Origin of the sequence: Atlantibacter sp. RC6 (assembly GCF_014193285.1) — a bacterium.
Classification (GTDB): domain Bacteria; phylum Pseudomonadota; class Gammaproteobacteria; order Enterobacterales; family Enterobacteriaceae; genus Atlantibacter.
This window is the reverse complement of sequence record NZ_JACHZE010000021.1, coordinates 1-1,421: the sequence shown is the minus strand read 5'-3', so window position 1 is coordinate 1,421 and position 1,421 is coordinate 1. Positions and strand designations below refer to the sequence as shown.

At 55.0% G+C, this 1,421-nt stretch carries 2 rRNA genes (1 of these 2 running past the window's edge); both read left to right on the top strand.

The window, feature by feature from the left end:
• Positions 1-1,193: ribosomal RNA gene (locus tag FHW74_RS22730) — 23S ribosomal RNA — on the top strand; its annotated part reaches 1,636 nt to the left of the window's first position; the annotation flags it as partial.
• Positions 1,194-1,299: 106 nt separating this feature from the next.
• Positions 1,300-1,415, top strand: a 5S ribosomal RNA gene (gene rrf, locus FHW74_RS22725).
• The last annotated feature ends 6 nt before the right edge of the window (positions 1,416-1,421 follow it).

Sequence of the window (1,421 nt, the reverse complement as noted above, 5' to 3'; positions counted from 1 at the left end):
CGTAGGTGAAGCGGTTTACCCGTGGAGCTGAAGCCAGTCGAAGATACCAGCTGGCTGCAACTGTTTATTAAAAACACAGCACTGTGCAAACACGAAAGTGGACGTATACGGTGTGACGCCTGCCCGGTGCCGGAAGGTTAATTGATGGGGTCAGCCGTAAGGCGAAGCTCTTGATCGAAGCCCCGGTAAACGGCGGCCGTAACTATAACGGTCCTAAGGTAGCGAAATTCCTTGTCGGGTAAGTTCCGACCTGCACGAATGGCGTAATGATGGCCAGGCTGTCTCCACCCGAGACTCAGTGAAATTGAAATCGCTGTGAAGATGCAGTGTACCCGCGGCAAGACGGAAAGACCCCGTGAACCTTTACTATAGCTTGACACTGAACACTGGTCCTTGATGTGTAGGATAGGTGGGAGGCTTTGAAGCGTGGACGCCAGTCTGCGTGGAGCCGTCCTTGAAATACCACCCTTTAATGGCTGGTGTTCTAACGTGGACCCGTAATCCGGGTTGCGGACAGTGTCTGGTGGGTAGTTTGACTGGGGCGGTCTCCTCCTAAAGCGTAACGGAGGAGCACGAAGGTTGGCTAATCCTGGTCGGACATCAGGAGGTTAGTGCAATGGCATAAGCCAGCTTGACTGCGAGCGTGACGGCGCGAGCAGGTGCGAAAGCAGGTCATAGTGATCCGGTGGTTCTGAATGGAAGGGCCATCGCTCAACGGATAAAAGGTACTCCGGGGATAACAGGCTGATACCGCCCAAGAGTTCATATCGACGGCGGTGTTTGGCACCTCGATGTCGGCTCATCACATCCTGGGGCTGAAGTAGGTCCCAAGGGTATGGCTGTTCGCCATTTAAAGTGGTACGCGAGCTGGGTTTAGAACGTCGTGAGACAGTTCGGTCCCTATCTGCCGTGGGCGCTGGAGAACTGAGGGGGGCTGCTCCTAGTACGAGAGGACCGGAGTGGACGCATCACTGGTGTTCGGGTTGTCATGCCAATGGCACTGCCCGGTAGCTACATGCGGAAGAGATAAGTGCTGAAAGCATCTAAGCACGAAACTTGCCCCGAGATGAGTTCTCCCTGAGACTTCAAGTCTCCTGAAGGACCGTTGAAGACGACAACGTTGATAGGCCGGGTGTGTAAGCGCAGCGATGCGTTGAGCTAACCGGTACTAATGAGCCGTGAGGCTTAACCTTACAACGCCAGAGTGGTTTTGGTGTTGGTTGTGAGAGACGATTTTCAGCTTAACCGGATAAAAGCCTGTGGCAACGCGAAAGCGGCGCGGCAGGTGAACAGAATTTGCCTGGCGGCAACAGCGCGGTGGTCCCACCTGACCCCATGCCGAACTCAGAAGTGAAACGCCGTAGCGCCGATGGTAGTGTGGGGTCTCCCCATGCGAGAGTAGGGAACTGCCAGGCATCAAA